Below are 24,975 nucleotides of genomic sequence, written 5' to 3'. Positions count from 1 at the left end.
TGGTCGTACGGGCGGCGATCGCTTACGTAGAGACCAAGCCGGGGCAGAAGAATTTGCTGAGCGCCTTCCGCAACATCTTCAGCGACCTGGGCAAGGTGGCCTTCGGTCTGGCGGTGAGCATCGCGCTGGTCTACATCATGCGCTTCCTTACGACGGGCACCTTCATCGAGTCCGTCGGCTAGCGATCTTGGTCAGCCGGCTACGTGCCTTGAGCAGCTGAATCGGGTCGGAGAGGTTGTAGGGCAGCAAGCCGATCAGAAAGGTGTTGGGGCCGGTCAGCAAGGGCGTACTGTCCGGGCCGCGGCCCAGACCGGCTACTACCATGCCATCGGGGCTTTCAGCCGCACCTACCTCCGCATTGCCGAGGTAGGAAATATGGTCCACCTGCTCATCTACTTCCTTCTGTAGCATGAAGAGGCTGTACGGACTCTGGTTTTCGCCAAAGAACATGTAGCGGTGTAGTCCCTCGTACACGCCACCGCGGTAGTGGTCATACAGCTGGTAGGATGGGTCCGACACATCGGTAGCCCAGTACGTAGTTTCGGGCTGGTAGCTGCCACCGGCGGGCCCCTCGTACAGGAACCAGTACGGATGCTCGGGGTCAGACTCCACTACGTCAAAGCGCGCACAGTTGGGATAGAAGGTGACCGTCCAGGCCCACTTGCCGGAGGTGCTTATGGTATGGATCTTGTTGCGGCCTACGATACGGCTTTGACACTGATCCCAGCCGGGGTGACCCGCCCCGTTGTCGGCACTACGAAACACAAAGTTGGGCACGCCACGGTAGGAGCTGGCGGCCGAGGCCGGATACTGATCCCAGGGCTCGCGCTGGTGGGCGACCCAGTCGTTGCCCAGCCGGTCGATGATGCTACTGAAGCCACCACCGGCGATATCGTAGAGGTAGGTCGCCGTGCGGGTCGTGATGCGAAAGTGGGGCCGGTCGAGGTGGGTGACGGTAGTGATCCGGGCACTGAGGGTCAGCGTGGCGAGTAGTAAAAAGGTCGTCAGGTATAGCTTCATAGCATCAGTATAACGCATCATTAGCGGATCAGGCCGATCAGACTCTGGTAGTCGTCGAAGGGGCTGGTCTCGGTCTTCATTTCCAGCAGACTGTCGTGGTCTAGGTTGATGTAGGCATCGTCCAGGTCACCGGAGGTTTCCGTACACCGCACTTCCAGCCTACCCTCGGCAAACTGCTGCCAGCGCCAGTCGTAGGTCGCTCGGATTTTATCCAGCATCTGCCGCTGGACCACAGTGTAGTCGTCCGGCACCTGTACCACCTGCGCTCCGGAGAAGGCCAGTTCGTTGCGGCTTAGCATCTTGGCATCGCGCAGCAGGTAGTAGGCTGTATGCACCCGTTCGCTGCCCCGCTGCCGCATGAAGTCGGCGTATAGGGCCAGCTGAATGTCGCGGGCGTTCTTGAGCATATTGGTGAATACGGACTTACCCCGCCACTTAAGGTCTACCACCGCCGCCTCGGTCTGCCCCGAAGCGTTGCTGCGCGTGAGCACCAGGTCGGCCCGGCCCCGGATGAGCTGGTCGTCCATGCCCGGGGGGTAGCCCTCGATCTCCAGCTCCGTGCCCTCGATCTGCCAGCCGTTCTGCTGGATGTAACTCACTAGCGTCCAGGCCGATCGGTGCATGGTGCGGATGAACTGCACCCGCTCCGGCTCCTGTCCGTATTCCAGTAGCACGGCCCCCTGCTGGCGCAGCAGTCCCTCGGCGTTCGCATCGATCCAGTCGTGTACATCCTGCTGCGTGTAGGGCCGATCGGATTCCTTGAGCTGTTCGAGTAGTTTCTCGACGAATAGGTGGCTCAGGTTACCGCGCAGCCGATTCTCGCTGGCGATGGACAGGATGGGCGTGCCCCGTAGCTTCAGTTGGTGGCGGAACACCCACTTGTGGGGATAGTACAGCAGATCGCCCATCGCGGTGGGCGTCTCGTTCTCCCGCGGCTGGATCGCCCGGGGCTGACCGATCGCCAGGTGAGCCACCGGCAGATCAAGGGCACGAATAGCCACGTCAGCAAACTGCGGTAGCGCCAGGTCGGAGAGCAGCCCGGTGGGCGTACCGGCCAGATCGATATCTACTGTGATCCGTCGCAGCGCCTCGTCCGTAAAGGCAGCCTCCAGATCACCCATCAGCGCGTGGGGCTCCATCTGTGTACCGTCTACCCGGTGGGGCAGGCACAGCACGAGCTGCTCGCGGGTGTGCAGCAGGGGACGTAGGTTTTGCCAGGTGAGCAGTTCGTTGCGTTGCTCCGGCGAGTGCGGCTCGCACCCGCGTTCGCGCAAAAATTGTAGCTCCGGCGGATAGTAGCGGCTGAAGAAGTAGTTGGGGTCCGTCTCCACAAAATCCCACCACACGAGTCGGTCCAGTACGGGCTGACCGCTCCCCGGCAGTCGGGCGGTGGACGCAGGTGCGAAGGACGTGCGCAGTCCACCCTGCTCGGCGGGCGAAAACTGGGTGGGTGCGGGTTGATAGATCGTGCGTACCAGACGTTCGACCTCCAGGAAGTCGAGGTCGGCTTCGGGCTGGGCGTCGAGCAGTTCGGTGGCACGCTCGGACTGAGCACTCAGGACCAGGAGGCCAGTCTGCTCCTTGTCTTCGTCGAAGGCCTCCAGGGCCCAGTTGCGCAGGAAGACGAACAGGCTGCGGACCTCATTCTTGGGTACCCGTCCGTCGCGGGGATAGCGGCGGCGACGGAACCAGAACTCATACTGCTCGCGGGCCCGGCGTACGCGTTTGGCAGACTCGTGTTCGGCCATTCTACGGAAGCGCTCCTCTACCGTGAACGTCCAGCGGGCGCCGAACAGACCGGGTGTATCGGCCAGGTGTACGGCGAGTTGCTGCCCTAGCCGGCGGTCGAGTGGCTTGGTAACCAGACTGACGAATTCCATGATGCGCTCCACCTCGATGGGGTCCCAGAGGAAGGCCGTCACGAGTTTGAGTACCTGCAGGCTCGGCCGGGCCAGACTGGTGGAGGGGATACCCATACTCGGCAGTCCCTCCATGAGCATAGCGGTATCGAGGGTCTGATTGCGCTGGGTCATGAGTACGCCGGGCCGCCAGGAGTCGTTGTCGCGGACCATACGGGCCAGGTAGGCGGCCAGATGGGTTTCGCGCTCGGCCCGCAGGATCACTAAGCTACCGTCACCGGTCAGGTTCCGGGGGGTAGGGTCAGTTTCACCGGTCAGCAGGAGCCGCAGCTTCTGCTGCCAGCGGTTGAGGTCGGAATCACCACTAGTTGCCGGCGGCTCGGGCAGTTGCTCGACGGTATCTCCTGCGGCTTCCAGCTGGTCGAGCATGCGGCGCAGTCCGGTGGGCAGCAGGTGACGGGGCTCGTGCACCAGTACGTGGAGGGGCGGGTGCCGGTGATCGGGCAGCACGGCCAGTAGGCGGTTCAGTCGGTCTGCCGGACCGGGCAGCAAACTGAGCTCGGTGTCCGGATCGAGCAGCAATGCTTCCAGCGCGTGCAGCACGGCTATCCGATCGGGCGTATCCTCAGTCGCTTCCCGGGCAAGCGGGTAGCCGGCTTCGAGGAGCTCGTCGCGGCGGCTCAGGAGTTCTTCGGCCGTAGCGAGCTTATCGGCCGTGAAGGCTGCGGCGTAGAAAGGTGCCACGGGGCTGATCTCCAGGTGGGCTTCCACTGCCTGCCGGTATTGTTCCACGCGTAGCGCATCCCGGTTGGCGGTGCTGTGGGCCAGGGCGTAGAAGCCTTCGAGGTACTTGAGGATAGCGGGATAATCCAGGTAGCGCTCCCCCACGGCATCGGCGGGTGGAGCGGGTAGTACGGGACCGGCAAGGGTGAGCCCGAGGTAGATCCTGATCATACTATCCCCCCATTTTGGCGCGCATGCGGGTCAGCTGGGTGTCCCACAGGGCTTTCTGATCCTCTACTTCGTCGGTATCGGCAAAGTCCGTCACGTACATGATGGTCTCTCCCGTAACGGGACTTTTGCCGATGCTGAACTCCAGGTACTCGTCGTCGTCGTCCGCATCCTCCCAGGCGAAACGTACCATGCTGCCCTCGCTGTCTTCGATGAGCTCGGCCACTTCGGGCGAGCCGCTCCAGACGAAGGTGTAGGTGCTATCGTTAATATCGACCTCATCGCAGAACCAGCGGGTGAGGCAAGCCGGATCGGTTAAGAACTGGTAGACAATATTGGGGGAGGCGCGGAATATAAATTCCGAGGTAAACTTAACTCGTTCCATATCAGGGGGTTGGCAAAAGTGTAGCGGACAAATACGGTAAATAAGGCGAGACTACCAAAAGTTTCTGCCGCCCCAACCTATTGTTTCTTCGCAGTGTTACCTACACGTTAAGGGCCTATCTGCCGGAGGGTCTTGCTTTGCATGTTATTTCCGCCTAATTTTGCGGCCAATTTTGATAGTACCCCCCCTGTATGAGACAGCTTAAGATTACGAAGTCGATCACGAATCGCGAGAGTCAGTCGCTCGAAAAATACCTCCAAGAGATTGGTAAAGTAGACCTGCTGACGCCCGAGGAAGAAGTCGACCTCGCCAAGCGCATCAAGCAGGGAGACCAGATCGCCCTCGAGAAGCTCACCAAGGCCAACCTGCGCTTCGTCGTATCGGTAGCCAAGCAGTACCAGAACCAGGGCCTCAGCCTGTCCGACCTCATCAACGAAGGCAACCTCGGCCTCATCAAAGCCGCCCAGCGCTTCGACGAGACCCGCGGCTTCAAGTTCATCTCCTACGCCGTATGGTGGATCCGCCAGTCGATTCTCCAGGCGCTGGCCGAGCAGAGCCGCATCGTGCGCCTGCCCCTCAATAAAGTAGGTAGCCTCAACAAGATCAATAAGGCCTTCAGCCAGCTCGAGCAGACCTTCGAGCGCGAGCCCAGCAGCGAAGAGCTCGCCGAGCAGCTGGAGATCAACGCCGAAGAAGTAGAAACCACCCTGGGTGTAGCCGCCCGCCACGTAAGTATGGACGCCCCCTTCGTCGAAGGCGAAGACAATAGCCTGCTCGACGTACTGGCCAATACCGCTACCCCCGGCACCGACTCCGCCCTGGAGTACAAAGAATCCCTGCGCCGTGAGATCGACCGCAGCCTCGGCACCCTCACCGAGCGGCAGTGCGACGTGATCAAGCTGTACTACGGCATCGGCGTAGAGCACCCCATGAGCCTGGAAGATATCGGCGAGAAGTTCGGCCTCACCCGCGAGCGCGTCCGCCAGATCAAGGACAAGGCCATCAACAAGCTCCGCGGCGCCAACCGCAGCAAGCTGCTGAAGAACTATCTGGGCCACTAGATTACGCCTGTTCTACCGGCAAAGCCTCCTCGTACACGGTTACGGGGAGGCTTTGTTTATACGTTTACTCCCTCCCGCTTTCATGCCCCCATCCTTCCGTCCATGTCACGCCGCAAGAAAAGCCTGAGCGAGCTCCAGCGCCTGAGCCCCGACGCCTACGCCGCCACCGACAAGCTCCCACTCAGCCTCCTGCTCGACGACATCCGCTCGGCCAACAACGTAGGTAGCCTGTTTCGCACCGCCGACTGCTTTGCCCTGCAACACGTCTACCTCTGTGGCATCACGGCTACCCCACCCCACCGCGATATCCTCAAAACCGCCCTGGGTGCCACCACTACGGTAAGCTGGTCGTACCACGACACGGCCATCGAACTGGTCCGGCAACTCACCGGGGCGGGCACGCAGGTGCAGTGCCTGGAGCAAACGGAAGGCAGCGTACCGCTCGGCGCTTACCGGGTGACTACCGATGCTCCCCTGGTCCTGGTAGTCGGCAACGAAGTAAAGGGCGTAGCCCAGCAAGTGATCGATCTCAGCCACGGCACCGTAGAGATCGCCCAGTACGGCACAAAGCACAGCCTGAACGTAGCGGTAAGTGCCGGTATTGCGGTGTGGGAGTTGGCACGGCAGTGGCGGACCTAACTACCTTGCACCAGTGGCCCCACCCCCGTACCTTAACCCCTTAACCCCTTAACTCCCTAACCCCCTGCCCCCCCGCCATGCAACCTTTCCACCTAGCCGCCCCCGTAGACGACCTCGACGCCGCACGCCACTTTTACGGCACCGTACTGGGCTGTCCGGAGGGGCGCACCGATACCGAATGGATCGACTTCAACCTGTTCGGCCACCAACTGGTCGCTCACCTGGCGCCAAAGAAGGAGCAGCCCGATCACCGCAACGAGGTGGATGGCAAGCACGTGCCCGTGCCCCACTTCGGAGTGGTGCTGGAGTGGCAGCAGTTTGAGGATTTCGCCCAACGGCTGCGGAACCACGGCGTCAAATTCGAGATCGAGCCCTACGTGCGCTTCGTAGGACTACCCGGGGAGCAGTACACCATGTTCTTTTACGACCCGGCGGGCAATGCTCTGGAGTTCAAGGCCTTCAAGGACGTATCGCGGCTATTTGCCAAGGAGCTGAATGGTTAGGCTTTATTCGTAGTAGCTCTCCACCCCGCCCGGGGTAGTGAGCCGTACTTCCGGTCGCTCTGCCGCCTCTACGTGGCCCACGATTTGTGCATCGATCCCGAAGGAATTGGCGATATCGATCACCGCCTGCGCCCGCTCCGGCGCCAGGTACACTTCCAGCCGGTGTCCCATATTGAAGACCTGGTAGAGCTCCCGCCAGTCGGTGCCGCTCTCCTGCCGGATCAGCTCGAACAGCGGTGGTACGGCAAAGAGGCTGTCCTTCACTACCCGTACCTGATCTACGAACTTGATCACTTTGGTCTGGGCGCCGCCGGTGCAGTGGATCAGACCGTCAAGCATGGGGCCTACCTCATCCAGCAAGCGTTTAAGTACAGGAAGGTAAGTGCGGGTCGGGCTCAGTACCAGCTTACCTACGGTCGTTTCCTGCCCGCCTACGGTAATCGTTTCGGTCAGCGAACGGCTGCCAGAATACACGACCGAGCGGTCTACCTCCGGGTCGAAGCTCTCCGGGTACTTCGTGGCGTAGTCGTGCTTGAATACGTCGTGGCGTGCGCTGGTCAGGCCGTTACTGCCCATTCCACCATTGTACTCCGTCTCGTAGGTGGCCTGTCCGTAGCTCGCCAGGCCGACGATTACGTTGCCGGGTTTGATATTATTGACGATCAGCTCATCGCGGCGCAGGCGGGCGAAGGTGGTATAGCCCACATCGATCGTGCGTACGATATCGCCTACGTCGGCCGTCTCCCCACCCGTGAGGTGTAGGCCTATCCCCTGCTCGGCCATGTTATCCTTAAACTTCTCCGCCCCCTGGATGATCGTCTTGAGGACCTCGCCGGGTATACGGTTCTTGTTGCGGCCGATGGTGGAGGAGATCAGGATGTTGTCTACGGCTCCGACGCAGCCCATATCGTCCAGGTTCATGACCAGACTATCCTGAACAATACCTTCCCAGACGCTCAGGTCGCCGGTTTCGCGCCAGTACACGTAGGCGAGACTTGTTTTGGTACCCGCCGTATCGGCGTGCATGACGTTGCACCAGTTCGCGTCGCCGCCGGCAATGTCCGGCAGCACCTTGCAGAAGGCCCGGGGGTAGAGTCCCTTATCGAGCCCCTCGATTGCCTGGTGCACTTCTGCTTTGGTTGCGCTGACGCCGCGCTGTTCGTACTTCGTAGCCATGGCCGTAAAGGTAAACCTTCCGGTCGGGTGCCAACCCATTCGGCGTGCTACCGACGTAGAAGGTCCGCACTACCGGCGCAGTCGATTGCAGGCCAGTACCGTCAGGGTGAGCAGCAAACCGGGAAAGACGGCCAGCCACCAGGCCTGCGGCCGCGCGCGCGACTGCTGTAGCATACTGCCCCAGGTGACCTGCTCAGCCGGTACCCCTACCCCCAGAAAGCTCAGCATGGCCTCCGCTAGGATGCTACTGCCGACAAAGAAGGCCGCCACTACTACGAGTGGACCAATTGCATTGGGCAGCGCGTGCCGCCACAGCAATCGCCACTCCCCCACCCCCGTGATCCGCGCCGCGGCGATGTACGGCAGCTCCCGGATGCGCAGGAGCTCGGCCCGCAGAAAACGCGCGATCGACGTCCAACCGATCAGACCGATAATGAGTACGATCAGCAGCAGCGACGGGGTACGGACCAGCGCCAGTACCGCGATCAACACGATCAGCCCCGGCACGCTACTGACCACCTCGATCAGTAGCAGCACCAGCCGATCGCAGGGTACCCCCACCGGTCGGCGCAGTGCTGGTAGCCACCGCAGTAGCACACGTTGCACCAGCCAGCACGCCGCTACGAAAACCCCGACAGTGCACCCCCACCACAGCACGAACTCTCCCCCGCTTCGCGCAATAATCCACAGGCTCGCCCCGGCATACATACTGCCCAGCACTACCCCCAGCGCGATGGCCAGCTGCCGGCCCCGGGCTACCCGCAGCCCCCCGTCTCCGAAGAAACCGGCCACCGCCCCCAGGGGTACTCCCAGCAGTAAAACGATGAGCAGGCTACCCGTTCCTACCAGCACCGCAACCCGCGTCCCCGCCACCAGTCCGGCTGCCGTATCCCGCCCGAGGCGGTCGGTCCCCAACCAGTGCCGCCGTCCGTCTGCCGCACGGGTGCCGGGGGCGGCATTACGCGGTCCTGCTAGGGCCGTAGCCTGCGCGTCGAATGGGATGGGCGCCCGGATGACCACGCTGTCCGACTGATATAGAGGCTGCTCCGTCGCCAGCCAGGGCGACAGCAGGGCTACGCCGATGAGTAGCGCCAGGAAACAGTAGGCCCACCTCATAGCTGCCGGCGTTTCTCCAGCCGCAGGCGGGGGTCGAGCAGCAGGTAGCCGATGTCGGCCAGTAGCAGACCGAGTACCGTGACCAGTCCGTTGAGGAGTACCAGGGCCGTCACTACGGGCCAGTCGCGGGCCAGCGCCGACGTGTACAGCAAGCGGCCCATACCGGGCAGATTAAAGACCTGCTCGATCAGCACGCTACCGGCCAGTAATGCGGGCAGCAGGCCACCGAGCAGGGTGACTAGCGGGAAGGCGGCGTTGCGGAATACGTGTCGCCACAGCACCTGCGCGCCCGTCATCCCCTTCATCAGCGCCGTGTTTACGTAGGGCTGCCGCAGTTGCAGCAGGGCGGCGGCGCGCAGGTGCCGGGCTACGTACGCCAGGCTGGGATAGGTCAGACAGGCCACTGGGAGCAGGAGGTGGCTACTCGTTATCCGCAGCCCCATCCACCACCCCGCTCCCGGCGGCACGTCACCGTAGCCCATGCTGGGAAAGTAGTCCATACCGAAGGCCGGCGTAGTCAGGAAGTTGGCCAGGAGCGTAGCGACCCAGAAGCTAGGAATGCCAAAACCCAAAAAGGTCAGGAAGGTAGCCGCGCGATCGAAGGTGCTATCCCGGTAGTACGCCATATACATACCCAGGGGTACGGCCAGCAGGTAGACCAGAAATAGAGCCAGTCCGTTCAGCAGGGCGGTACGGGGCAGGGCCCGGGCGATCTTCTGTGCTACCGGCCGGCGGTCGGTATAGGATATTCCCAATTCTCCGCGGAGCAGGCCCATAAGATAGCGGTGGTACTGATTGGCTGTCCCGTGCCAAATGACCCGGGGCCAGAGGGTGGTGGACGGCGACGCCCCGGCGACCAGAGCGGTGAAGGCGGCCCGTATGTCGCGTCCGTCTGCTCCACCCAGTACGGCCAGCTCGCGCGTAATGAAGGCCGGGGCGCTGTGCGTAAGTAGTTTACGGGCCGCGGTGATGGAGGCGTCACGGGCCCCGGGAAGGTGGTAAGCCAGTCGGAGTACCGCGCGGTAGTACTGCTGGGTCGCCGGCCAGTTGCCATAGCGTACGGCCAGCGCCCGGACCGTCCTGCGCTGGGTAGCTACGACGATGCGGTGCAGGGTGTCCGGCAGACTAGCGTTCGAAAGGGTGAGGTAGAAGGGGGGTAGGTCGTAGCCCAGTTCGGTAGCCAGGCGGCGGTAGCGGGTAAAGTAGGCGGCGGGGTCCTGACTCATCGCGCGGGTACCCTGCATGGCCATCCGCTGCTCGACCGGGTCACCGGGGGATAGCTGCATGAATGCGAAACACAGTAGGCTCAGCAGTAGCAGGCTGAGGGGAAGGTAGAGGAGCCGCCGAAGCATGTACCGCATCTACGTTGCTTGAGGAGTTGCCGGTCGGACCATACGATTATCGTAGGATCTGCGGTAAGTTGTCACCAAAGTAAGCAACTTAGGGCCGATGACTGTTAGCCCAGTGCTATGGAACAACAACTTGCGCTCTTTCCCCTACAGTTGGTCGTCTACCCGGGTGAGGCCCTCAACCTGCATATTTTCGAGCCGCGGTACCGGCAGTTGATCGAAGACGCCGAATCCCAGGGTATCCGCTTCGGCGTACCTACGGTGATCAACGGCGGGCTGCGTCCGGTAGCCACGGAGGTGTCTCTGCTGGGCGTACCGAAACGCTACCCCTCGGGGGAAAGCGACGTGCATACACGTGGCGAGCGGGTGTTCTACCTCGAAGATTTCGACCGGCAAGCCCCCGGCAAACTGTATCCCGGTGGGCAGGTCCGCTTCCTCCCGCTGGAGGAAGACGAAGACCCGGAACTGAACCGGGAGATCATCGCCCTTACCCGGGGCATCTACCGGCAACTAAAGATCGAACGGGAGGTGCTGTCGTTGGAGGAAGGCTTCCGGACCTACAGCATCGGACATTACGTGGGTTTCACCCTGGAGCAGGAGTACGAGTTGCTCACCCTGCGGGCCGCGCAGGAACGGCAGGAATACATGCTTAAGCATCTCCGGCAGGTACGGCCACAGTCGGGCGATCCGCTCGGTATCCGTGCACGGGCACAGCTCAACGGTCACTTCAAAGAACTGACGGCACCCGACTTCTAGGCCGGCGGAATCGCCGCGGCGATCTCGTCGCGCAGGCTCTGCATGCGGGACTCGGAGACCTCCACGACCTTGCCGAAGCGAAAATCGCTGGTAGTACTCACCGGCACCAGGTGCACGTGCACGTGTGGCACCTCCAGGCCGAGCACGCCGTTGGCAATCCGCTTACAGGCTACGGCCTGACGCAGGCCGGTGGCGACCCGCTTGGTGAAGCGGGTAAGCTCTGCGAGCTCTTCGTCCGACAAATCGTAATAATAGTCGACCTCCCGCTTGGGCACGCAGAGGGTGTGTCCCTCTACCATCGGGTGCACGTCGAGAAAGGCAATGCAGCTGGACGTTTCGGCTACGATGTAGCCCGGAAGCTCCCGCGCGATGATGCGACTAAAGATAGAGGCCATGCTTAGACGGTGATGTGCTTGATCTTGAACTGAATGGTACCGCTGGGGGTCTTGATCTCGGCAATATCTCCTACGGCCTTACCCAGTAGTCCCTTACCCATAGGGCTATCTACCGAGATCTTCTTTGCCTTCAGGTCGGCCTCGCTCTGGGCGACGAGCTCGTAGACCATCTCGGCGTGATTCTTGAGGTTCTCGATGGTCACCTTACTCATCACGGTCACCTTACTGGTATCGAGCTGACTGGAGTCCAGTACCCGGGCGTTAGCCATCACTTTTTCGAGCTCGTTGATCTTCATTTCCAGTAGGCCCTGGGCGTCCTTGGCCGCGTCGTACTCGGCGTTCTCCGAAAGGTCACCCTTTTCACGGGCCTCGGCGATGGCGCTGGCCACCTTAGCCCGGCCATTGGTTTTCAACTCGTCGAGCTCGGCACGCAGCCGGTCGAAGCCTCCTTGTGACAGATAGTGTGTTCCTGCCATGATATGTAGAGTTAGCCGCTGGTGGCCGTCACGCACTGCACGGTGCAGCAAACGCACGGACACGGCGGAAGGGGAAAAAAAAGCGACGCTCCTCCACTTAGGGAAGGGCGTCACCACATATTTAACCCGCTAAAGATACGCCTTTTTGCCTGGCTACCGCCGTACGTACGCTGACTTTATGCGACGTAAGCTATTGACAACACTACACTGTTTTAGTTATATAGTGAACTTTTGTAAGCTTCACGATGTTACATTACTGTATTTTGATTATATAACTAGCGGGAACCCATACATTTATAGATTTCACCTACCGCAACAAACGTATTATTATGACTAACCTAATTCTATCCTCGAACTCCATCACCGGAACCAACGTAACGAACCAAAAAGGCGAGAACCTCGGAGAGATTAAAGATCTAATGATCGATACCGAAACCGGTACCGTAAATTATGCAGTACTCTCTTTCGGCGGATTCCTCGGACTAGGCGACAAATACTTCGCCATTCCCTTCGAAGCCTTCGACGTCAATACCACCACCGAGCGTTTCGTACTGAATGTAAGTCAGGACCGGCTCGAAAATGCCCCCGGCTTCGACAAAGACAACTGGCCAAAAACCAGCGACCATACTTATTGGAATAGCCTGCACACCCATTACGGTGTAGCGCGTCGCAGCAATATGACGCAGCGGCAGACCGCCTAAGCGCAACTTGAGTTCGCTCACTAGCCGAACCGGAAGCCCGTACCGATCTACTCGGTACGGGCTTTCCTGTTGTGTATACCCTGGTTTTACAACCTAAGTCTGCCCCCTCCGTTACCCTCTAAATCACTCCGCTATGTTTGGATTATTCAAGAAAGACCCGGTCAAGCAACTGGAAAAAGACTACTCCCGCCTGCTGGAGGAATCGATGGCACTACAGCGTAAGGGTGACATCAAGGGCTACGCCGCCAAGTCGGCCGAAGCCGAAGCCGTCATGGACAAGATCATAGCCCTGCGCGATGGCCCATCAAAAGCCTAACCTCCCCGAAAAAATCTGTCCCGTATGCGGTCGCCCCTTTACCTGGCGTAAGAAATGGGCCAAGGTGTGGGATGAAGTCAAGTACTGCTCCGAACGCTGCCGCCGGAACAAATCCGCTGTCTGATGTACAACCGCCCCCACGAACTGGAACGGCCGGTCGATGAGTCGACCGACAACTTCGCCTTTCACCCCAAGAACATCTACCTCTCGCTGCTGCTCTTCAGCCTGAGCATGCTGTTCCTGGCCATGACGGCCGCCTTCGTGTACACCCGTGTGCAGAGCGAACTGCCGCCGATCCAGCTGCCCCTCCTCTTCTTTCTCAACACGATCATCCTGCTAGCCAGTAGCTATACGATGACCCAGGCCAAGGCCTCGTACCTGGCCGACAATACCGCTCGCTACCAGCGGATGCTCTGGTATACGCTCTACCTGTCCCTGTTCTTCATGGTGATGCAGTGTATTGCCTGGTACCAACTTTTTACCCAGCAGGTGTACATCAACAGCGATAACTCGGCGGGCTACCTCTACGTGATCTCAGCGCTTCACTTCGCGCACGTCATCGGCGGGCTCCCCTTTCTCGGCGTGTTTCTCTACCGCGCCCGCAAGTACATGCGGGAGCCAGTCAGTGTGTTAGTCTACTTTAGCGACCCGGACAAGCGGCTCAATCTCCGTCTGCTCACCATCTACTGGCATTTCCTCGACGGACTCTGGATCTACCTCGTGCTCTTCTTCCTGATTAATCAGTTGGTCTGGCAATACATGTGATAACTTGTTTAATACAAGACATCTACTGTATTTCGTCAACTAACTTGTTTTAATTAATAGATCGCTCCGGCACGATTGGCTAACTACGTGTGAATCAGGCCTTTACTACTTTGGCACAGATATTGAAAGTGCTATAGTGTATAGCATTAGTATTCAAGTAGTTGAGAGAGACTACATAACAACACTTCAGTACACAAGACTTTTTAAAACACCTTTAGCTACTAGCGCGCCGCACTGTCGGCGCGCTTTTTATTTAGCCTCCCCGCTCCACCGTAGGTAGGCCTTCAGGAAGTCTTCCAGGTCGCCGTTGAGCACTGCATCGGTTTGGCTGGTCTGCCAGTTGGTCCGGTGATCCTTCACCCGGCGGTCATCCAGTACGTAGCTACGAATCTGGCTACCCCACTCGTTGGCCGTCTTACCGGCTTCCACTTCATCCTTCTCCGCCCGCTGGGCTTCCAGCTCCCGCTCGTACAGCCGGCTTTTTAGCATATTTAGCGCCCGCTCCCGGTTCTGGTGCTGACTGCGTTCTTCCTGACACTCCACGACGATACCCGATGGCTCGTGGGTGACGCGTACGGCTGACTCCGTCTTATTGACGTGCTGCCCACCTGCACCCGATGCCCGGAAGGTGTCCCAACGGATGTCCGCCGGATTGATCTCCACCTCGATGGTATCGTCTACACGGGGGTGTACGAAGACCGAGGCGAAACTCGTCATCCGCTTACCCTGGGAGTTGTACGGGCTGATGCGCACTAACCGGTGCACACCATTTTCCCCCTTCAGCATCCCGTAGGCAAAGTCACCGATCAGCTCGAGCGTAGCAGATTTGATACCCGCCACGTCACCCTGGGTCTCGCTGGCCAGACTCACCTTGTAGCCGGCGTATTTCTCGGCGTACATGGTGTACATCCGCAGCAGCATCTCGGCCCAGTCGTTACTCTCCGTACCGCCGGCACCGGCGTTGATCTCCAGGATACAGCCCAGTTCGTCCTCGGGCCGGTTGAGCGTAGCGCGAAACTCCGCATCGTCCAGTACGGCGACGGTCTCGGCGTAGCGGCGATCCACGTCCTCTTCCGTTCCCTCTCCTTCCTTAAGAAACTCCTGTAGTATCTCCAGGTCATCGACCCGGTCGGCTACCTTCTGGTACTGTACGACCCAGTTCTTGTTGCTCTGCAGCTCCTTCATGACAGCCTCGGCTGCCCTGGAGTCGTTCCAGAAGTCGGGGTCCAGGCTTCGCTGCGTCAGGTCTTCGATCTTAAACTCGCGCGCTGCGACGTCAAAGATATTGCTTGAGCAGGCCCAGGCGGGTCTGCAGGTCCTTCAATTGGTCGTTCGTCATGGGGCAGGGCTTTATCGATTACGGGAAGGTGCAAAAGTACAGAAAAGGGCGCGCGCGCCGGTGCGGAGGGGAAGGAAAGGAACGGCTACTTACAGCTTCCTCCCCACAAAGCGGACCACTGAGCCGGTCCCCTGGTGATACGCTCCCTCACGGAGCGTGACCGGCTCTTCGGCCAGGTACAGGACCTCGAAGTAGCGGAAGGTGCGGCGGAGTTCCTCAACGGAAAACAGCATCTCCTGGCTGCCCGGGCCGCCGACCTTCGGATCGTCCTTGCGGTATTCCAGGTGCCGTGATCCAAAGGCCTCAAAGATCAGCAAGCCACCCGTACGCAGGTAGGTCGCCAACCGCTGGTTATAGTCTTGCTTCACGTCCGCCGGGAAGTGGGCGTAGATGAGGGCTAGGACGTCGAAGCTAGCTTCGTGGTAGCCTAGCTCCCGGAAGTCCCCCACCCGGTAGTCGATGGCTACCCTGCGCTCGTCCGCCAGCTGCATGGCCTTGCGCTGCCCGGCCTCACTCAGATCGAAGGAGCTTACCTGCAGCCCCTGCTCGGCCGCATATACACCGTTGCGCCCTTCGCCATCGGCGGGAAGAAGTATGCGTCCGGTGGGTTGACGCAGCCGTAGTTGTTCGGCAAAAAATGCATTCGGGTCTGTACCGTAGGCGTAGTCGGGTTGGGCGTAGCGTTCGTTCCAGGTAGTGCTCATAACTAGGAAATGGTGGGGGTGGTGAGCGGTTCATAGCACGTCCTTCTTCGCGCAGTATACACGCTGCTCCGTACTGGTTTAGTGCACAATGGTATAGTTTAGTGACCCGCCGGAACCGCGCCTGCAAGGCACGATCCATCTGGAGTAAGCGCGCCTGCAAGACGCAATCCGTCTTAGAGTGGTAGTGACCCGCCAGAGCCGCGCCTGCAAGGCACGATCCGTCTGGAGCGGCACATAAATAGAAAGGCCCGAACCACTTGTTGTGGTTCGGGCCTCTGGCCGAAGGTAGGTAGTAAAACTACTTATCCTTCATGAAATCGTCCAACTTGTCCTTGTGGATCATCACCTCCTTATAGGTGTAGTTGCCCGTTTCGGGGTTCTTGATGGACTGAACGAGCTTGACGAAGTCGCGACCGGAGCCGGCGTTAGCGCTACGCTTACCGACGCGGGAGTTCTTTGATACCTTAGCCATACTGCGATTATTTTGTAGCTAACGACCGGCGGCCGCTAGGGGTTGGGTTACTTGATTTCCCGGTGCAGCGTCATACGACGCAGGTTGGGATTATACTTCTTCAGCTCCATCCGGCCGGGTGTGTTCTTCCGGTTCTTCTGGGTGACGTAGCGGCTGGTGCCGGGTACGGTGGTTTCTTTCTGCTCGGTGCACTCCAGGATGACCTGGTTGCGGTTGCCTTTGCTCTTCTTTGCCATGGGGAGGGTACTTTAGAACTTGACGCCAGTTTCGATGCCCTTGTTCTCTAGCTTCTTTACGTAAGCGTATACGCCCAGCTTGTTGATGGTACGCATCGCGCTGGTGGATACCCGCAGGGTGATGAACTTACCGAGCTCGGGTACGAAGAAGCGCTTCTTCTGAATGTTGGGTACGAAGCGGCGCTTGGTCTTCCGGTTGGAGTGGGAGACGTTGTTACCGCTGATCGGCTTCTTACCCGTGAGTTTGCAGACTTTAGACATAGCGAAAGGACGTTGCTATCAAGTGAAAACGCCGCCCGGAGATGGGGCGGAAAAAAAAAGCAGACCGCAGTCTGCTTTATGGTGTGGTGACCGCGTCAAGATTCGAACTTGAAACCTCTTGATTCGTAGTCAAGTGCTCTATCCAGTTGAGCTACGCAGCCAATCACTTCTTGCGAAGCGACCGCAAAGGTACGGAGTCTTTTCAAATGCAGCAAGCGTTTGGCTACGGAATTTTCCCACTTCCTTTCTGCGCACCCGCGGCCCCGCCCGACGACCGACTTACTCCTGCTCCTCGAGGTACCAGTTCAGGAGTCCGCCCACCGCATCGATGGCGGTGTGTAGCAGGATGAGTGGCCACAGACTACCCGTGCGGTAGAAGAAGAATCCGAACAGCAGGGCCATCAGGATGATCTTGAGCACGGCGCGCGTGCCCTGGTAGATGTGCGCCAGGCCGAACGACAGGGCGGGAAACGCCAGCGTACCTACCACACCCCAGACACTATCGCCGAAGAGCTCGGCGCTGTAGGTGACCAGGAAGCCGCGGTACACGATCTCCTCCCCTACCCCGGCGCAGGCACAGAGGAACAGGAAGTGCAGGTACTGGGTACCGGTATTCGGCAGAAAGCCCAGCGCGCGGAACTTTACGCGGGTGTCCTGCTGCCGCGTAGGGGAGCCGGCCTCGGCGTACAGGTCCATCCCGTACAGCGCCACGAAGGCACCTATGATGCCGATCGCGGCCGGATCGTAGGGCGTCCTGCCCCAGCCAAGCCCTAGCTCCGTGAACGGCCGGCCGGTAAAGTACCAGACGACCAGCGTGATCACGGCCAGACTGAGCAGCAGCAGGCCGTTGGCGTAGTACATCCGCACCTTGAGTGCCGGCGACCAGTGGATCCGCTGCTGCGAACGGCTTCCCCGCCGGGCATTCACGAACAGGACGGCGGGGAGCACGACTCCGAGTAGGATGAACAGCAGGTGGAGGGCGGTAGGCACGGCGCAAAATACACCGCCCCCGTACCTTGGCGGCTTGCAGAGTGCTATCGTAATTAACTTTTTTGAGTTCCGCACGGGGGTCTGGCTCCCCAAGGCCTATTTCGTCGGTCTGGACGAAGCCGGCCGCCCAAGAACCGTGCACCAGACCGCCCGACGCACTGCCCTGGGCAGCTACGGCATACCGTCGACCGCCGCACTAGACCGGATCCTGCACCTGGCGGAAGAGCTCCGCGATAAGTCGATCGCCGAGCACTTTCGGCGGGGTAGCAAGAAGGTACCTACCCTGGCCGGACTATTGAAGGACGGAAGCAAGGAGCGCGAGTCCGTCCTACGATACATTCATCTCCGTAGCTCAGAACTACTCATCGCGTGCCGGCAGTCGGCCTGCCCGGTAACCCTCAACCTTGATACGCGAGCGGCCATCCGGCCCGCCCTGGTCCGCTTTGCGAAAGAGGCCATTCGCCCCCGCCTGTACTTTACCCTCGATGCGGCCGGGATGCACTACCGACTCCGCCTGCTGGATGCCGACGGGCAGGAGCAGCTGGTCCGCCATCTCGACCCCCGCATCCTCACCAACCGACCCGCCCCCGGCTGGATCGCCGTGGGCCGGCGACTCGTACAAGTATGGGGCATGCGCGGAGACGGTCTGCGCCCCTTCCTGACCCGCGACGTCCTGCTTGTTCCCCCGGCGGACGTGAGTCGCTACCTGCGCAAGTTCGTTACCCGGGCCGTACGCCTGCACGACCCAGTAGTGGAGGGTTTCGATTTCGTGCGGGTCACCGCGCCGACCGGGCTGCGCCTGGCCGCCGTGCCCCACCCCTTCGACGGGCACTACCTGATCCGGGCGTATCTCCAGTACGAAGAGCAGGAGTACGACCTCGAGGAACCGGAGCTGATCCATGTGTCCTATACTACGGAGCCACCGTACCAGGTCACTCGCACGACACGTGATCCCGCGGCGGAGACCGAACTAATGAGGCCGGTGCGGGATCGTGGGCTTGGGGAGGCGTCCGATACCGCGGCCCTAAGTCTACGACCTACTCCTACGACGTATGAGAATCTCCGCTGGCTTCTGCACTACCGCTGCGAGCTGGAAGCCCTGGGCATACGGGTAGATCCGCCGGAGGAGGACGGTCAGCGCTATACGGACTACGCCGCCAGTATCCAGCTATCGGTAACGGAGACCGGTGACTGGCTCGACCTACTGGGTACCGTGCAGCTAGGCAGCCATAGTATTCCCTTCGTGAACTTGGTCCGACACCTTCAGCGGGGCGACCGACGCTACGAATTGCCGGACGGTAGTCTGGCCCTGCTGCCGGAAGAGTGGTTCGTCCGCTACGCGCCCGGCTTGGAGCTGGCTCGCGTAGCCAATGGACGAGTGCGATTGGCACGTAGTCAGGCGGCGCTACTGCGGCCGATGGGACTGTCCACCGGAGTGACGCCGGACGTAGTGGTACCGGACTATGCACCTGCGGATTCACTACACGCCGTACTGCGTCCCTATCAGCTGGAGGGTGTCCGCTGGCTGGTCCGCCACTACCACGAACGGCTGGGGGCCTGCCTGGCCGATGATATGGGGCTGGGCAAAACGCTACAGACCATTGCCGTGCTGTTGTACGCTAAGGAGCAACAGTCCTCCGAACAGGAAGTCCCACAAGACGCGGACCACCCGGCGGTACAGATCGACCTCTTCGCGGCAGCGGCCGCCGACGATGAGGCCTACCTCCAGCCCCTGCGTGCCCTGATCGTGCTGCCAGCCTCCCTGGTGTATAACTGGGCGACCGAGCTGCGGAGATTTGCGCCGTCCCTGACCGTACTGGCCAACGTAGGCACGAAGCGCCACCGCGATCCCCGCATCCTGCGCCGCTACGATGTGTTGCTGACCACCTATCAGACGGCGCTGCGGGATCAGGCCGTGCTGCAGGACTTAGCGCTTTCGTACATCATCCTGGACGAGAGTCAGCAGATCAAGAACCGGCAGAGTAAGATCTTCCGGTCCATCAACACGCTACCGGCCCTGCACCGGATCAGCCTGTCGGGTACGCCGATCGAGAACTCGCTGTCGGACCTATGGTCACAGATGCAGTTCATCAATCCCGGTCTACTGGGCAGCTACGCCTTCTTCAAGCGTGCCTTCATCACCCCCATCGAGGTGCACGACGACACCCGTAAAAAGGAACAGTTGCGGCAGTTGGTCAATCCTCACCTCTTGCGGCGCACCAAGGCCGAGGTAGCCCCAGATCTTCCGGAGCTCGACGTGCAGGTATTCTACTGCGAGATGACCGCCGCGCAGCGTCGGCGCTACGAGGCTGAGCGCTCCGCGGCACGCAACGCTCTGCTGGGCACCGCCGCGACGGAAGAAGATGGCAGTGGTGGCTATAAGCTCCGGGTCATCCAGACCCTGACCCGCCTGCGGCAGCTGGCTAATCATCCCGTGATCGCCGATCCGGACTATACGCAGGGTAGCGGCAAGTTCGCCGAGGCCATCGCGCAGTGGGACACACTGCGGCGGGCCGGGCATAAGGTGCTGGTATTCAGCAGCATGGTGAAACACCTCGAGCTCTTCCGTACTCACCTAAGGGAGGCGAATCAACCCTTCGCCTGGCTGACGGGCTCCGTAGACAGTGCGCAGCGAGCGGTGGAAGTGGGCCGCTTCCAGGAAGACCCCGCGGTACAGACCTTTCTGATCAGCATCAAGGCGGGCGGCACGGGGCTCAATCTGACGGCGGCCGACTACGTATTCATCCTCGATCCCTGGTGGAACCCCAGTACCGAAGACCAGGCCATCGCCCGGGCTCACCGCATCGGCCGGCGGGGTAATGTGTTTGCACGCAAGTTCCTGAGCAAGGATACCCTGGAGGAAAAGATCCACCGGCTGCAACAGCGCAAGAAGCGGCTGGCCGGTGAGATCATCGACGGTAAGGCCTCGCTGGAACTAGACCCCGGGGAGATCGAATTCCTGCTGACCTGACCCCAGGGGCCGGTCACCTACCTTAGCGGCATGCAAGCCGAACCCACTACCGTTGAGGAAGATATGGACGAGCCCCCCATCCTGGGCAGTTGGCGCAATATGTACCTCGTGGTACTCGTACTCCACTTTATCCTGCTCGTGGCCTTTTACCTCTTCTCCCGTGCCTACACTGTTTAACCCCACCCCCGCATGAGTACGTTGGACTGGCTTGTCATGACGGGCACCCTGACGGCGATCGTGGCCTACGGCGTCTACCAAACCCGCAAGGTCGATAACATCAAGAGCTACCTGCTCGGCGACCGCGATCTGAAGTGGTGGACGATCGGGCTGTCCGTCATGGCCACCCAGGCCAGCGCCATCACCTTTCTGAGCACCCCCGGCCAGGCCTACAACGACGGACTGGGCTTCGCGCAGTTCTACTTCGGTCTGCCGATCGCTATGGTGATCCTGTGCGTCTTCGTACTGCCGATCTACTACCGGCTCAAGGTGTACACCGCCTACGAGTACCTGGAGGGGCGCTTCGATCTGCGGGTGCGTACGCTGACGGCCCTCCTGTTCCTGATCCAGCGGGGGCTGGCGGCGGGCATCACGATCTACGCGCCGGCCATCATACTGTCCACCATTCTGGGCTGGTCGCTGAGCCTGACCATTCTGGTGATCGGCGTGGTGGTCATCTTTTATACCGTGATGGGGGGCACCAAGGCCGTATCGGTGACCCAGAAGCAGCAGATGATCGTCATCCTACTGGGCATGTTTGCCGCCGGCGTGGTGGTGGTCATGAAGCTGCCCGCCAACGTAGATCTGGGCGATGCGATCGGCGTTGCCGGTCACCTGGGCAAGCTACAGGTAGTAGACCTCAAGTTCGACCTCAACGACCGCTACAACATCTGGTCGGCCCTGCTGGGGGGTACCTTCTTATTTCTTTCCTACTTCGGCACCGACCAGTCGCAGGTCCAGCGCTACCTATCGGGCAAGAGCCTGAGCGAGAGTCGGCTAGGCCTGCTGTTCAACGGCATTTTCAAGGTACCGATGCAGTTTCTGGTGCTTGTGGTCGGTATTCTGGTCTTTGTGTTCTTCCTCTTCGAGGCACCGCCGGTACACTTCAACTCCGCGAACCTCGACAAGCTGCGCAGCTCACAGTATGCTCCCGAGCTTGCCCAACTGGAGGAAGACTACGCTGAGATCAGCGTGCGCAACGAAGTAGCTACCGCCCGTATGGTAGAGGCGCTACGCAGCGACAACGAGGAAGCCATTGCGGACACGCGGGTGCAGGTAGAACGCACGCTGGCCGAGCGCAAGAACGTCGCCACGGCCGTAGACCAGCTCATCACACGCTACGATCCGGAGCTCATCACCGAGGACCGCGACTACGTATTCATCACCTTTATTACGAGCTACATGCCCATCGGACTGGTGGGACTACTACTAGCGGTGATCTTTTCGGCGGCCATGTCCAGCACCAGTTCGGAGCTCAATGCACTGGCGACCACCAGCGTGATCGATATCTACAAACGCTCCTTGGTGCCCGGGAAGGACGACACGCACTACTTCAAGGCCAGTAAGCTGCTGACGGTCGGTTGGGGCGTAGTTGCGTTGAGTTTCGCCGCGGTGGCTAACCTGTTCGACAACCTGATCCAGGCGGTAAACATCATCGGCTCGTTATTCTACGGGGTGATTCTGGGGGTTTTCGTGGTGGCCTTCTTCTTTAAGGGGGTCGGTGGCAAGGCAGTGTTCAAAGCCGCCCTGATCGGAGAAGCCTTCGTGGTCGCCACCTTCGTGGCTACCTGGCTGGAATACACCGACCTGGCCTATCTCTGGTTAAATTTGATCGGTTGCGTCATTACTGTAGCCGTAGCCGTTACCCTACAGGGCTCCGGCACGGATGATCTGTCACTTACCGGCCGCCCGGATCCCATTTAATTTCACCAATCCCCCATGAAGCCTCACTGGTTAGTCGGTCTTGCCCTGATTCCCATCGGTTATGTCACGCGCAAACTGCGGCAGGACCCGCAGTTCGGTGCCAGCCTGCAGGAGATGAAGCAGCAGGATTACCAGGGCACCGTAGCCTGGAAGATGGGGCAGTTTCGCAATCTCGACAAAACGCCCCTGAAGGAAGACCTGCGCAGTCTCATGGGCGACCTGGTGGGGTACATCAAGGCCAAGCAGACCCAGCCGGCTAATCCCCTACCGGTAGCCGTAGCGGAGTCCCACGCACCGGTCGATCCGCGAACTGACTACCTCACCTGGTACGGTCACTCCGCCCTGCGACTGGAGAGCGGTGGCAAAACAATCCTCATCGATCCCATGCTGGGCGAGTGGGTAGCCCCCGTTCCCTTCCTCGGTCACCGCTTCCCCTATAAGGACTACCACCCCCTGGACGACCTCGCTACGGTGGACCTGATGGTGTTTTCCCACGACCACTACGATCACCTGGATTACGATACCGTCATGGCCCTGAAGGACCGTACGCAGGCCTACCTGGTCCCCCTCGGTATGGGAGCCCACCTACGGGCCTGGGGCATCCCGGACGAAAAGATTACCGAACTCGATTGGTGGCAGTCCTGCACCATCGACGGTATCACATATACGGCTACCCCGGCCCGCCACTTCAGCGGGCGCAGCCCGAGCACCCGCAATAAATCCCTCTGGTGCGGCTTCGTCATTCAGACCGAACAGCACCGGCTGTACTTCGGGGGCGACAGCGGCTACGGTCGGCACTTCCCCGAGATCGGCCGCCGGCTGGGGCCCTTCGACCTGACCATGCTCGACAGCGGCCAGTACCACAAGCGGTGGAAGAACGTGCATATGCAACCCGAGGAGGCACTACGGGCGCACGAGGATCTGCAGGGTAAGTGGCTCCTGCCCATCCACTGGGGCGGGTTCAGCCTATCGGACCACGCCTGGTACGACCCCATCGCCCGCATCGAGGCGGCGGACGAGACGGAGTGCGTACTCAGCCCCATGATCGGTCAGCGGTTCGCGGTGGCCGAGGCGGCCCGGTACCGGGAACGCTGGTGGGAAGAGCTCGCCAATCCGGCCTGACTTCGCACCTGCGACCGCGGCCCGTACTACCGCACTACTTCATACCTTTGCGCTCGTAAAGAAGCCTAGCTATGTTCGACAATTTGAGTGACCGCCTGGAGGGAGCGTTCAAGTCCCTGACCGGAGACAATAAGATCACCGAGATCAATGTGGCCACGAGCCTCAAGGAGATCCGCCGGGCCCTGGTCGCCGCGGATGTGAACTACAAGATCGCCAAGGAATTCACCGACAAGGTGAAGGAAAAGGCACTGGGTACCGAAAACGTACTCAAGGCCGTGAAGCCCGGACAGCTCATGGTCAAGATCGTGCAGGACGAGCTGACCGACCTGATGGGCGGACAAAGTGTAGGCATCAACGTGAAGGGCAGCCCCGCCGTGGTGCTCATCGCCGGTCTGCAGGGATCGGGTAAGACGACCTTCAGCGGTAAACTGGCGCTCTACCTGAAGGAGAAGCGCAAGATGAAGGTGCTGCTGACGGCCTGTGACGTATACCGCCCCGCGGCCATCGACCAGCTGACCGTGCTGGCCGGACAGGTCGGCGCCGAGATCTACAAGGAGCCCGACAATAAGAACCCGGTCGACATCGCCCTGCACGCGATCGACCACGCGCAGCAGAACAAGTTCGACGTCGTGATCGTGGATACGGCCGGCCGCCTGTCGGTCGACGAGAAGATGATGCAGGAGATCAGCGACGTGCGCGAGGCTATCAGCCCCAACGAGACGCTGTTCGTCGTGGACTCGATGACGGGCCAGGACGCGGTCAATACCGCCCGGGTCTTCAACGAGCGGATCAACTACGACGGTGTAGTGCTCACCAAGCTGGACGGCGACACCCGCGGTGGTGCGGCGCTCTCGGTAAAGTACACGGTGGGCAAGCCCATCAAGTTCGTCAGCACGGGCGAGAAGATGGATGCCCTGGACGTGTTCTACCCCGACCGGATGGCGCAGCGCATCCTGGGCATGGGTGATATTATCAGCTTCGTGGAGCGGGCGCAGGATCAGTTCGACGAGGAGGAAGCCAAGCGGCTGGAGAAGAAGATCAAGAAGAACAAGTTCGACTTCAACGACTTCCTGAGCCAGCTGGCCCAGCTCAAGCGCATGGGCGATATGAAGAGCCTGCTCAACATGATCCCCGGCATGTCGAAGGCCATGAAGAATATCGATATCGACGACTCGGCCTTCTCGAAGGTGGAGGCCATCATCTACAGCATGACGCCCGCCGAGCGTGCAGATCCCGCCCTACTCAACATGAGTCGCAAGAAGCGGATCGCACTGGGCTGCGGTCAGGGTATGGAGGATGTGAACCGCTTCATCAAGCAATTCGACCAGATGCGTAAGATGATGCACAAGCTGAGCAACAACCCCATGATGGCGCAGATGGCGGGAAATTTTAAGGCGGGTAAGCGATAAAAATCTAAAAAAAGTCTACGCCCAAATACTAAAGGGCCTGATTTAAAGTTTTCTTAGCAGTTCATATTTGAATTGGAATCCAC

General features: G+C 60.2%; 27 protein-coding genes and 1 tRNA gene. 13 read left to right on the top strand and 15 right to left on the bottom strand.

What is annotated here, in order from left to right:
* Nucleotides 1–162: 162 nt before the first annotated feature.
* Genes MJQ68_RS14115 through MJQ68_RS14105 form a run of 3 tightly spaced genes read right to left on the bottom strand, consistent with a single transcriptional unit; the run spans nucleotide 163 to nucleotide 4,215 of the window.
* Nucleotides 163–1,020, bottom strand: coding sequence for a hypothetical protein (locus MJQ68_RS14115; protein WP_238751775.1), 858 nt, complete (start codon nucleotides 1,018–1,020; stop codon nucleotides 163–165).
* Between the two features lie 20 nt (nucleotides 1,021–1,040).
* The gene (locus MJQ68_RS14110) at nucleotides 1,041–3,833 is read right to left on the bottom strand and encodes a PD-(D/E)XK nuclease family protein (RefSeq protein ID WP_238751774.1); all 2,793 of its coding nucleotides are present in this window, start codon (nucleotides 3,831–3,833) and stop codon (nucleotides 1,041–1,043) included.
* Between the two features lies 1 nt (nucleotide 3,834).
* Nucleotides 3,835–4,215 carry an START-like domain-containing protein gene (locus tag MJQ68_RS14105; RefSeq protein WP_238751773.1) on the bottom strand — a complete coding sequence of 127 codons (381 nt, stop codon included), beginning with the start codon at nucleotides 4,213–4,215 and terminating at the stop codon, nucleotides 3,835–3,837.
* Nucleotides 4,216–4,406: 191 nt separating this feature from the next.
* Between MJQ68_RS14105 and MJQ68_RS14100 the strand changes: the two genes are divergently transcribed.
* From MJQ68_RS14100 to MJQ68_RS14090, 3 genes are all read left to right on the top strand, one after another.
* The gene (locus MJQ68_RS14100) at nucleotides 4,407–5,276 is read left to right on the top strand and encodes a sigma-70 family RNA polymerase sigma factor (protein ID WP_238751772.1); all 870 of its coding nucleotides are present in this window, start codon (nucleotides 4,407–4,409) and stop codon (nucleotides 5,274–5,276) included.
* A 102-nt stretch (nucleotides 5,277–5,378) separates the two neighbouring features.
* Complete coding sequence (locus MJQ68_RS14095) at nucleotides 5,379–5,915, top strand: RNA methyltransferase (RefSeq protein ID WP_238751771.1); 537 nt, start codon at nucleotides 5,379–5,381, stop codon at nucleotides 5,913–5,915.
* A 77-nt stretch (nucleotides 5,916–5,992) separates the two neighbouring features.
* Nucleotides 5,993–6,418: a VOC family protein gene (locus MJQ68_RS14090; protein WP_238751770.1), complete on the top strand. Its 426-nt coding sequence runs from the start codon at nucleotides 5,993–5,995 to the stop codon at nucleotides 6,416–6,418.
* Nucleotides 6,419–6,421: 3 nt separating this feature from the next.
* Here MJQ68_RS14090 and MJQ68_RS14085 read toward each other — a convergent pair whose 3' ends face one another.
* The 3 genes from MJQ68_RS14085 to MJQ68_RS14075 form a co-directional block, all read right to left on the bottom strand.
* Nucleotides 6,422–7,594 (bottom strand): AIR synthase related protein, encoded by a 1,173-nt coding sequence (locus tag MJQ68_RS14085; protein ID WP_238751769.1) that lies wholly within the window; start codon nucleotides 7,592–7,594, stop codon nucleotides 6,422–6,424.
* 69 nt (nucleotides 7,595–7,663) lie between these two features.
* Entirely contained in the window at nucleotides 7,664–8,710 is a 1,047-nt protein-coding gene (locus tag MJQ68_RS14080) for an ABC transporter permease (RefSeq protein WP_238751768.1), read from the bottom strand.
* Nucleotides 8,707–10,071 (bottom strand): ABC transporter permease, encoded by a 1,365-nt coding sequence (locus MJQ68_RS14075; RefSeq protein WP_238751767.1) that lies wholly within the window; start codon nucleotides 10,069–10,071, stop codon nucleotides 8,707–8,709. Before MJQ68_RS14075 ends, MJQ68_RS14080 begins: the two co-directional genes overlap by 4 nt.
* Before the next feature lie 108 nt (nucleotides 10,072–10,179).
* Here MJQ68_RS14075 and MJQ68_RS14070 point away from each other — a divergent pair, with 108 nt between their 5' ends.
* Nucleotides 10,180–10,815 (top strand): LON peptidase substrate-binding domain-containing protein, encoded by a 636-nt coding sequence (locus MJQ68_RS14070; RefSeq protein ID WP_238751766.1) that lies wholly within the window; start codon nucleotides 10,180–10,182, stop codon nucleotides 10,813–10,815.
* Here the strand turns inward: MJQ68_RS14070 and MJQ68_RS14065 are convergent.
* Both MJQ68_RS14065 and greA read right to left on the bottom strand, forming a co-directional pair.
* Nucleotides 10,812–11,210 carry an HIT family protein gene (locus tag MJQ68_RS14065; protein WP_238751765.1) on the bottom strand — a complete coding sequence of 133 codons (399 nt, stop codon included), beginning with the start codon at nucleotides 11,208–11,210 and terminating at the stop codon, nucleotides 10,812–10,814. The two genes, MJQ68_RS14070 and MJQ68_RS14065, sit on opposite strands and share 4 nt — an antisense overlap.
* A 2-nt stretch (nucleotides 11,211–11,212) precedes the next feature.
* Nucleotides 11,213–11,686, bottom strand: a complete 474-nt coding sequence (greA, locus tag MJQ68_RS14060; protein WP_238751764.1) for a transcription elongation factor GreA — start codon at nucleotides 11,684–11,686, stop codon at nucleotides 11,213–11,215.
* Between the two features lie 329 nt (nucleotides 11,687–12,015).
* Here greA and MJQ68_RS14055 point away from each other — a divergent pair, with 329 nt between their 5' ends.
* The 4 genes from MJQ68_RS14055 (at nucleotide 12,016) to MJQ68_RS14040 (ending at nucleotide 13,468) form a co-directional block, all read left to right on the top strand.
* On the top strand, nucleotides 12,016–12,387 hold the full coding sequence (locus MJQ68_RS14055) for a PRC-barrel domain-containing protein (RefSeq protein WP_238751763.1): 372 nt from the start codon (nucleotides 12,016–12,018) through the stop codon (nucleotides 12,385–12,387).
* A gap of 133 nt (nucleotides 12,388–12,520) precedes the next feature.
* A complete protein-coding gene (locus MJQ68_RS14050; RefSeq protein WP_238751762.1) occupies nucleotides 12,521–12,703 on the top strand; it encodes a DUF6435 family protein in 183 nt (60 codons plus the stop codon).
* Nucleotides 12,684–12,827: a DUF2256 domain-containing protein gene (locus MJQ68_RS14045; protein ID WP_238751761.1), complete on the top strand. Its 144-nt coding sequence runs from the start codon at nucleotides 12,684–12,686 to the stop codon at nucleotides 12,825–12,827. The genes MJQ68_RS14050 and MJQ68_RS14045 overlap by 20 nt, the downstream gene beginning before the upstream one ends.
* Nucleotides 12,827–13,468, top strand: coding sequence for a cytochrome c oxidase subunit 3 (locus MJQ68_RS14040; RefSeq protein WP_238751760.1), 642 nt, complete (start codon nucleotides 12,827–12,829; stop codon nucleotides 13,466–13,468). Before MJQ68_RS14045 ends, MJQ68_RS14040 begins: the two co-directional genes overlap by 1 nt.
* A gap of 249 nt (nucleotides 13,469–13,717) precedes the next feature.
* Here the strand turns inward: MJQ68_RS14040 and prfB are convergent.
* The 7 genes from prfB to MJQ68_RS14005 all read right to left on the bottom strand — a co-directional run bounded on the left by prfB (nucleotide 13,718) and on the right by MJQ68_RS14005 (nucleotide 17,470).
* A protein-coding gene (gene prfB, locus MJQ68_RS14035; RefSeq protein ID WP_238751759.1) for a peptide chain release factor 2 occupies nucleotides 13,718–14,807 on the bottom strand; the annotation gives its coding sequence in 2 pieces (ribosomal slippage) (nucleotides 13,718–14,746 and nucleotides 14,748–14,807; 1,089 coding nt in all).
* A gap of 89 nt (nucleotides 14,808–14,896) precedes the next feature.
* Nucleotides 14,897–15,511 (bottom strand): class I SAM-dependent methyltransferase, encoded by a 615-nt coding sequence (locus MJQ68_RS14030; RefSeq protein ID WP_238751758.1) that lies wholly within the window; start codon nucleotides 15,509–15,511, stop codon nucleotides 14,897–14,899.
* 298 nt (nucleotides 15,512–15,809) lie between these two features.
* Nucleotides 15,810–15,983 carry a DUF4295 family protein gene (locus tag MJQ68_RS14025; protein ID WP_238751757.1) on the bottom strand — a complete coding sequence of 58 codons (174 nt, stop codon included), beginning with the start codon at nucleotides 15,981–15,983 and terminating at the stop codon, nucleotides 15,810–15,812.
* Nucleotides 15,984–16,030: 47 nt separating this feature from the next.
* Entirely contained in the window at nucleotides 16,031–16,219 is a 189-nt protein-coding gene (gene rpmG, locus MJQ68_RS14020; RefSeq protein ID WP_238751756.1) for a 50S ribosomal protein L33, read from the bottom strand.
* Between the two features lie 12 nt (nucleotides 16,220–16,231).
* The gene (gene rpmB / locus MJQ68_RS14015; protein ID WP_238751755.1) at nucleotides 16,232–16,480 is read right to left on the bottom strand and encodes a 50S ribosomal protein L28; all 249 of its coding nucleotides are present in this window, start codon (nucleotides 16,478–16,480) and stop codon (nucleotides 16,232–16,234) included.
* A gap of 84 nt (nucleotides 16,481–16,564) precedes the next feature.
* A tRNA-Arg gene (locus MJQ68_RS14010) sits at nucleotides 16,565–16,641 on the bottom strand.
* Nucleotides 16,642–16,759: 118 nt separating this feature from the next.
* The gene (locus MJQ68_RS14005; protein WP_238751754.1) at nucleotides 16,760–17,470 is read right to left on the bottom strand and encodes a CPBP family intramembrane glutamic endopeptidase; all 711 of its coding nucleotides are present in this window, start codon (nucleotides 17,468–17,470) and stop codon (nucleotides 16,760–16,762) included.
* 34 nt (nucleotides 17,471–17,504) lie between these two features.
* On the opposite strand from MJQ68_RS14005, the gene MJQ68_RS14000 reads away from it, so the two are divergent.
* The 5 genes from MJQ68_RS14000 to ffh all read left to right on the top strand — a co-directional run bounded on the left by MJQ68_RS14000 (nucleotide 17,505) and on the right by ffh (nucleotide 24,892).
* Complete coding sequence (locus tag MJQ68_RS14000; protein WP_238751753.1) at nucleotides 17,505–20,441, top strand: DEAD/DEAH box helicase; 2,937 nt, start codon at nucleotides 17,505–17,507, stop codon at nucleotides 20,439–20,441.
* A gap of 30 nt (nucleotides 20,442–20,471) precedes the next feature.
* Nucleotides 20,472–20,618: a hypothetical protein gene (locus tag MJQ68_RS13995; protein ID WP_238751752.1), complete on the top strand. Its 147-nt coding sequence runs from the start codon at nucleotides 20,472–20,474 to the stop codon at nucleotides 20,616–20,618.
* Between the two features lie 12 nt (nucleotides 20,619–20,630).
* On the top strand, nucleotides 20,631–22,361 hold the full coding sequence (locus tag MJQ68_RS13990; RefSeq protein ID WP_238751751.1) for a sodium:solute symporter: 1,731 nt from the start codon (nucleotides 20,631–20,633) through the stop codon (nucleotides 22,359–22,361).
* 15 nt (nucleotides 22,362–22,376) lie between these two features.
* Nucleotides 22,377–23,483, top strand: a complete 1,107-nt coding sequence (locus MJQ68_RS13985) for an MBL fold metallo-hydrolase (protein WP_238751750.1) — start codon at nucleotides 22,377–22,379, stop codon at nucleotides 23,481–23,483.
* Nucleotides 23,484–23,554: 71 nt separating this feature from the next.
* Nucleotides 23,555–24,892, top strand: a complete 1,338-nt coding sequence (gene ffh, locus MJQ68_RS13980) for a signal recognition particle protein (protein WP_238751749.1) — start codon at nucleotides 23,555–23,557, stop codon at nucleotides 24,890–24,892.
* Nucleotides 24,893–24,975: the final 83 nt, after the last annotated feature.

This window comes from Neolewinella maritima, from assembly GCF_923081025.1.
GTDB classification, from domain to species: domain Bacteria; phylum Bacteroidota; class Bacteroidia; order Chitinophagales; family Saprospiraceae; genus Neolewinella; species Neolewinella maritima.
The sequence above is the reverse complement of the archived record's forward strand: the minus strand, read 5'-3'. Positions and strand labels throughout refer to the sequence as shown.